The 7,359-nt window shown below is 41.6% G+C and carries 4 protein-coding genes and 1 pseudogene; 4 read left to right on the top strand and 1 reads right to left on the bottom strand.

What is annotated here, in order from left to right; genetic code table 11:
• Window positions 1-223 (bottom strand): annotated as a pseudogene (locus G622_RS26340) (transposase); the annotation flags it as partial.
• 160 nt (window positions 224-383) lie between these two features.
• Here G622_RS26340 and G622_RS23575 point away from each other — a divergent pair.
• From G622_RS23575 to G622_RS0117885, 4 genes are all read left to right on the top strand, one after another.
• Entirely contained in the window at window positions 384-2,060 is a 1,677-nt protein-coding gene (locus tag G622_RS23575; protein WP_081675397.1) for an extracellular solute-binding protein, read from the top strand.
• 21 nt (window positions 2,061-2,081) lie between these two features.
• Window positions 2,082-3,794: a methyl-accepting chemotaxis protein gene (locus tag G622_RS0117895; protein WP_026511823.1), complete on the top strand. Its 1,713-nt coding sequence runs from the start codon at window positions 2,082-2,084 to the stop codon at window positions 3,792-3,794.
• A gap of 319 nt (window positions 3,795-4,113) precedes the next feature.
• Window positions 4,114-5,676 carry an alpha-amylase family glycosyl hydrolase gene (locus tag G622_RS23570; RefSeq protein ID WP_049945940.1) on the top strand — a complete coding sequence of 521 codons (1,563 nt, stop codon included), beginning with the start codon at window positions 4,114-4,116 and terminating at the stop codon, window positions 5,674-5,676.
• A gap of 361 nt (window positions 5,677-6,037) precedes the next feature.
• A complete protein-coding gene (locus G622_RS0117885) occupies window positions 6,038-7,348 on the top strand; it encodes an extracellular solute-binding protein (protein WP_026511822.1) in 1,311 nt (436 codons plus the stop codon).
• Window positions 7,349-7,359: the final 11 nt, after the last annotated feature.

Below are 7,359 nucleotides of genomic sequence, written 5' to 3'. Positions count from 1 at the left end.
GGTAGCGCCATTTAAGATAAGCCATGAAATCACGGTAATCCCATGGCTCTACTTTTATGATGACGGGAAGCTTATCAACTTTGAACTTTTGATATTTGGGAGAATGGGAATCGTCGAAAGCCCACTGTTTTAGCGGTATATATCTGCATATGAAGTTTACCAGCCAGCAATTCTGCTGATAGAGTTGGTGGATGATTTCAAGTAAATAAAGTATAATGTTCACGAGCATTGTCTCCTGGTTTTTTGTGAGTTTGGTCGCTGACATTATACCAAAAAGGGAGGTCAATGCTCATTTTATTTTGAACTCCCGATAAATCAAGGCTTTAGAACAAAAAAGAGGTAGTAAATTTGACACTACCATTATTAGAAAGGAGGCACAAACTATGAGAATGGCTAATTATACTCCACGGATAAGAATTCTTGGCGTAAGTATGGCTATGATTCTAACGCTGTTTTCGACAGGTTGCGCTTCTTCAAGCGGAGTTGTGGTACCAAGAACTCCCAAGGAAAAGCCGGTAGCTCAGTCAATATCGCTTAAGCTTTGGATACCTGAGGGCGAAATTCCTATGGTTGATCAGCTTGTGCGCAATTTTGATGCTGTTCATGAGGAATATGAGATAAGCTATACGATTGAGGCCAAGGGCATAGATGAAGCATCTGAGGAGGTTGGACAGGAAGGTGTCACCGCAGCAGATATATTCTACCTGCCAAGTGGTGGAGTGGAGTCAATGGCTCAAAAGGGGCTGCTTACACCCATAGAATATGATTTTGACAAGCTTAAGGTTGATCTGCCTGAAAGCTCAGTAAGTGCGGTTACTACGGATGGCAAGGTTTACGCGGTGCCTACCTCGCCTAATTCATTTTTCATGTTTTATAATAAAAACTTCTTTAACGAGTCTGAAATCCAAAGCCTGGATACTATGATGAGCAAGAATCTGGGAGATGGAGTATATAATTTCAGTTCATCAATCACAAATTCATGGTATCTGGAGATGTTTTTCCTCGGAAATGGATGTTCTTTGTTTGGTGAGGACGGCAAGGATCCTGCAATTTGTACCTTTAATGACGAAAAAGGTCTTGAGGCAGGACAGTATATACTTCAGCTTGTTCAGAATCCCAAGTATCTGGAGGATATTGAAAATGCAGGATTTGATGCCTTTGCAGAGGGAAAAGTCGGTGCATATACGACCGGTGCCTGGAACGCGCCCGATTTAAAGGCTGCGCTTGGCGATAAGCTTGGTTCTGCAGCGCTTCCTACAGCTAAGATGGGAAGTGATCCTGGGCAGTTATCCAATTTTGTAGATTTTAAAACCGTTGCAGTAAGTGCAGAAACAAAATATCCGGAAGCCGCTGAAAAACTTGCTGTGTATCTTGCAAATAAGGACAGCTCCGCAAGAAGATTTGCAGCAAGTGGTGATATTCCGGTTTTACAGAACCTGGCAGACAATGAAGACATAAGTAATGATCTGGCAGCTACTGCGCTGAACAGTCAGGCGGTTTTTGCTACCAATCAGCCTTCAATTCCGCAGATGGGTAATTATTGGGGAAGTATGCAGGCGTTTGGAGAAGCTGCCTATAATGGAGAGATAGATGACAGCAATCTGCAGGCTAAATTGGATGAGCTTGTAGCAGGAATTCTGGCACCCATTGAAACGGAAGAGGCCGCTGAAGAAGAGGTATCTGAAGAAGTAGCTGAAGAGGATGCTGGTGAAGAAGTAGCAGAAGAAATAGCAGAAGAGGATGCTGGTGAAGAAGTAGCAGAAGAAATAGCAGAAGAGGATGCTGGTGAAGAAGCAGCAGAAGAAATAGCAGAAGAGGATGCTGCCGGTGAAGAAGCGGCAGAAGGATCATCCGAAGAAACTGCTGACGAAGCTGCCGATGAGATAAAAGAGGAATCAAGCGATGAAGCATCTGCAGAAAATGAGTCAAATGAAAAAGAAAACACCCAGGATGTACCTGACAATGAGAGCGATACAGACAAATCCTCTGAGGAATCCGTGGATGATTCAGCTCATGGAGATTCAGAGAATGTGATAGAAACTATTGAAGGTAAAGGATAACAGAAAGAAGAGGATAATGTGATGGGTAAAAGGTCAAGAATTGGACTCGTTGGGAAACTTATTACTATTGCGATTTTAGCTGTAATTGTCACTGCTGTTTTTCTGTTCTCCATAAGTGCCTTTAGAATAAACGGAACATACAGAGAACTCATAGTTGAAGAGCTACATGCCACAGCAGCTCATCTTCAAAGCCAACTATCAAATGAACATGATGGTGACTGGGAGCTTTCATCAGATGGCAAACTGTTAAAGGGTGGTACGGATGTAATGGAACAGTTTGAGCGTGAGATGGATGAGCTAAAGGCTGAAACCGGTATAGAGTATACCCTGTTTTACGGTGATTCTGCCATAATTACAACTATGACAAATACCAGTGGCACAAAATTAAAAGGTACAAAGGTTGACAGTGCAGCTTTAAGCGCTGTTAGAAGTGGAAACAATTATTACTCCACAAATTTGATAATTGAAGGAACGCAGTATTTTGGATATTACACACCGATGGAAAATTCTGATGGCTCAATAGCAGGTGTTTGCTTTACCGGAAGAAATGCCGGCGATGTATCAAGAGCAATAATTGGCATTACTCTGGTGCTTGTAATAATCAGTATTGTAATTCTTGTAGCTGTCATTATTTTCGGCTATGTTTTAAACCGCAGGCTCTCATCCAAAATGAAATCCCTTTCCGGCGACCTTACCAAGCTTGCAGACGGTACACTTTCCATCGATGTTGATCAGGAAGTCAAGGATAGAAATGATGAACTTGGAGAAATTGGTAGCAGCATGGACAACCTGATAGGACAGCTTGGAAATATTATTGGAAAAACAAAGAATATGTCGCAGGAACTGACAGAATCAGGAACAGAGCTTGCTAAAAACAGTGATAGTGCTTCCCATGCAGCAACTCAGATAACAACAGCAGTAAGCGAAATATCAAAGGGTGCGGCATCGCAGGCTGAAAGCATACAAAATGCAGTTGGTGAAACAGCGCAGATGGGCAGTGGAATAGACAGTATTTCTGAGAGCGTTGATGTTCTTAATGTTGCATCATCCAAAATGACTGAGAACTGTAAAGGAACTCAGGAAGCACTGAATCTTCTTATCGATCAGGCCAAAAAGGTTGCAGAATCTGTTGAGACCATATCAACAACTATTACCAGAACAGATCAGAGTGCTAAGGCTATTTCGGAATTTACTGAGGCGATTAACAGTATAGCAACACAGACCAATCTATTGTCACTCAATGCATCTATTGAGGCTGCAAGAGCAGGAGAAGCAGGTAAAGGCTTTGCAGTAGTAGCAAGCGAGATATCAAGTCTTGCAGAACAAAGTAAGCAAAGTGCAGATAAGATAAATGAGATTACTAATGATCTGATGAAGGATGCAGGTGAATCTGTTCAGGTAGTGCAGCTCCTCATTGATAACATAGAAGAGCAGGGAAAACAGCTTGATACTACCAGGGATTCCATGGATAAGATGCAACAGGGAATTGATTATGTTTCCGAAAGTGCGGAGAAAATCATATCTGATGTAACAGGACTAAAAAGGTCTAAAAATAACCTTGATGAGATTATCCAGGATCTGTCAGCTATTTCCGAAGAGAATGCAGCATCGACAGAAGAGACCAACGCATCAATGGAAGCACTCTCTGACACCTTCTCAAAGATAAGTGAAAGCGCAGAGGGACTGAGAGAACTGGCAGGTGACCTTACAGATACCATCAGTTATTTTGACTAACTGATCTGAATCACAAGTAAATATAATAGTATATCCAGGAGCTGCCGCATGAGATGAGTATTTGTGGCAGTTCCTTTGTTTTAGCAGAGCACTTAATGAGGTCATTTAAGTGACTGTAGGGATTGAATTACTCATTAGTTGGCTTCGGGAAGTTATATACGATAAAAGGTAAATAATATAACACAATAAAACTTGTGGTTGACTATATGGGATGAATGGATTTATATTACTTCAAAGGTTAAACGCTTTACTTAATTATTGATATTTGTTGGTTAATAAGGCTGAAGAAGCCGTATGTATAGCTGAAAGGAGCGTTATAGTGAAAAACAAGATTGCAAGAATGTTAGTGGCTTATGCTGCCGGTGCGGTAGTATTTGTATCCGGATGTGGCAATAGTGCAGGGACTGATAGTCAAAACCAGACAGCAGCCGATACAAATGAGCAAAACACAGTAAATGATGGTGAAACAAGTGATGAAGCTTCTAATGAAGGAGCCTTGGCAGATAAGGGTACTGAAGCTGAAAATACAGAACAGGAAGACGCACAGGATAGTACAGAAGCTACTACAGATGAGGTAGCAGAGGATTCCGCAGAGAAGACATCTGAAGCACCTGATTGGACAAAGGATGCTGTTCTTTATGAGGTAAACCTAAGACAGTATACGGAATCAGGATCCTTCAATGAATTCTCAGAGCACCTTCAGGAGTTAAAGGATATGGGAATAAACACTTTGTGGTTTATGCCTATTCACCCGATTTCTGAGACAAACAGATCCGGGGTACTTGGTTCCTATTATTCAGTAAGCGATTATAAGGATGTAAACCCAGAGTTTGGCAATCTGGAGGATTTCAGAGCCCTTGTAAACAAAGCACATGATATGGGATTTCACGTAATGCTTGACTGGGTTGCAAACCATACAGGATGGGATAATGCCTGGATCACAGAGCACCCCGACTGGTATACACAGAAAAATGGCGAGATCATTTCTCCTGAAGGAATGGGATGGCCTGATGTCGCAGATCTCAACTATGACAATGAGGACATGCGAAAAGAGATGATAGACAGCATGAAATATTGGGTTGAAGAATTCGATATTGACGGCTTTAGATGTGATTATGCGTCCGGTGTTCCGGTGGATTTCTGGGAGCAGGCAAGAGAAGCTCTCGATGAAGTAAAAGACGTATATATGCTGGAGGAAGATCTTGGAGGAGCAGCCGGAAGTAACCTCAACTACGCATTTGACTCCAATTACAATACAAAGCTTTACGAAACTTTTGTTGCCGTAGCTAAGGATCAAAAGAAAGCGGATAAGATAAAGCTCTATATCCCCGGCAATGATAATAATACTTTTGGCATGAATTACCTCGATAACCATGATGTTAACTCATATGACAGAACAATAAACGAGGCATTTGACAGTGCTGCACTGCCTGCTATGTATAGTGTTGCATTCACTCTGCCTGGAATTCCCATGGTTTATTCCGGAGATGAAATCGGTTATGACCATGCCATTGCCTTTATGGAAAAGGACACTATCGATTGGGATAATGGCACCGGTGACTACAGAGGGCTGATAGCAGACCTGTCAGCTATGAGGAAAGATCATGAAGCACTGCAGGCCGGCAATCAGGATGAAGAATTTGAGGTTTATGCAAACGATAACAAGAATATTCTTGCTTTTGAAAGAACACAGGGAGATGACAAAATAGTATGTGTGTACAATCTCTCCAAAAAGGAGCAGGAAGTTAATTTAAGTGAAATATTAACCGGTGATGAAGAGGTTCTTTACTCAGGAGCAGACGGGATTTATCAGGAAAATGGCGAAAATCCTCTGGATTCAAGCATTTTGGCACCCTGGTCATTCTTTATTATGACAAGATAAACAAGTTTGCATTTAGTTAAGAATGTTATAAAAGTAAAAATACAAGATTTCTTGCGGACAAAATTGGAATTTAATCAACTGATATAAGAAAGTAATCCATAGAAAAGACCCTTCATAGCCATATGGAGGGTCTTAATTATGCAAACAAGGTAAAGCGCATAACATAATAGCCTTAAAAAATCAATTGTACAAAATACATAATATTTGAAAGCCCGATTTAGATAATGTATAGAAAAAGTAAAATATAGGTTGACCGATTAACCAATATAAGTTATAGTCTGGTAAAGCGATTAACCAAATGGTTTAACAAAGTAATGAACGAACAAAAAAGTAATTTTAGTTACACAGGAGGAATTAAGTAATGAAATTGAAAAAGTTAGGCGCTTTGATGATGACAGCAACATTGACAGCAGGAACACTTGCTGGTTGCGGTGGTTCTGATAACTCATCAGCAACAACAGCATCTTCAGAAACAGCAACAGAAGAGACAGCAGCAGCTACTGAGGAGAAATCCGCTGAGGCAACAGGCGAGACTGAAGATGTAACTCTTAAGATCTGGGTACCTGAAGAAGAGGTAGATATCACAGATCAGATGGTAAAGGATTTTGATGAAGCTCATGATGAGTTCAACATCACATATGAAATCGCAGTAGTTGGTATCGATGAAGCACCTGCAAACCTTGAGACAGATGCTGATACAGCAGCAGATATCTTCTACACACCCAGCGGCGGGGTAGCAGATCTTGCAGGTAAGGGATTACTTCTTCCTATAACAAAGGATTTTGATACAATCGCATCTGACCTTCCTGAAAGTGCACTTAATGCAGTTACAGTTGACGGACTTACATATGCAGTTCCTTTCTCACCTAATACATACTTCATGTATTACAACAAGGAGCTTTACACAGAGGATGAAATCAAGAATCTTGACACAATGATGGCTAAGGATCTTGGCGATGGAATGTGGAACTTCAGTACACAGATTACAAATTCATGGTACATCGAGAGCTTCTTCCTTGGAAACGGATGCACACTTTTTGGTGAAGATGGAAAAGATCCTTCAAACTGCACATTCAATGATGCAAACGGCCTTGCAGCAGGTGAGTACATCATCGACCTTGCTTCCAACCCGAAGTACCTTGAGGACGCTGACGGCGTAGGCGGATCAGCATTCAAAGAAGGTAAGCTTGGTGCAGTTACATCAGGTGCTTGGAGCGCTCCTGAGTTTAAGGAAGCTCTTGGTGATAAGCTTGGTGCGGTAGCACTTCCTACAGCAACAATCGGTGGTAAGGATGTACAGCTTTCAAACTTCGTTGACTTCAAGACAATCACAGTTAAGTCAAACACTGCTTATCCTCTTGCAGCACAGCAGCTTGCAGTATACATGGCAAATCCTGAAAGCTCACTTATCAGATACAACGCACAGGGTGATGTTCCGGTTCTTAAGTCACTTTCTGAGAGCGAAGAGATCAAGAGTGATTTCGTAGCATCTGCTCTTAACGATCAGGCTGCTCTTGCAACAAACCAGCCCAGCATCTCTAAGATGGGTGATTACTGGGATCCTGCACAGGCTCTTGGTGAAGGAATCTACAACGGTGAGATTACTTCTGATAACCTTCAGCAGCAGCTTGATGCACTTGTAGACAGTATCACAGGAACACTTACAGAGTAATTTTTAGGATA

Source organism: Butyrivibrio sp. LC3010 (assembly GCF_000424385.1).
Classification (GTDB): Bacteria; Bacillota; Clostridia; order Lachnospirales; family Lachnospiraceae; genus Butyrivibrio.
Note: the sequence above shows the minus strand (reverse complement) of the source record. Positions and strands in the feature narration are given on the sequence as shown.

Coding starts and splice junctions, on each gene's coding strand:
- G622_RS23575 (WP_081675397.1), top strand. CDS start 384: ATGAGAATGGCTAATTATACTCCACGGATAAGAATTCTTGGCGTAAGT.
- G622_RS0117895 (WP_026511823.1), top strand. CDS start 2,082: ATGGGTAAAAGGTCAAGAATTGGACTCGTTGGGAAACTTATTACTATT.
- G622_RS0117885 (WP_026511822.1), top strand. CDS start 6,038: ATGAAATTGAAAAAGTTAGGCGCTTTGATGATGACAGCAACATTGACA.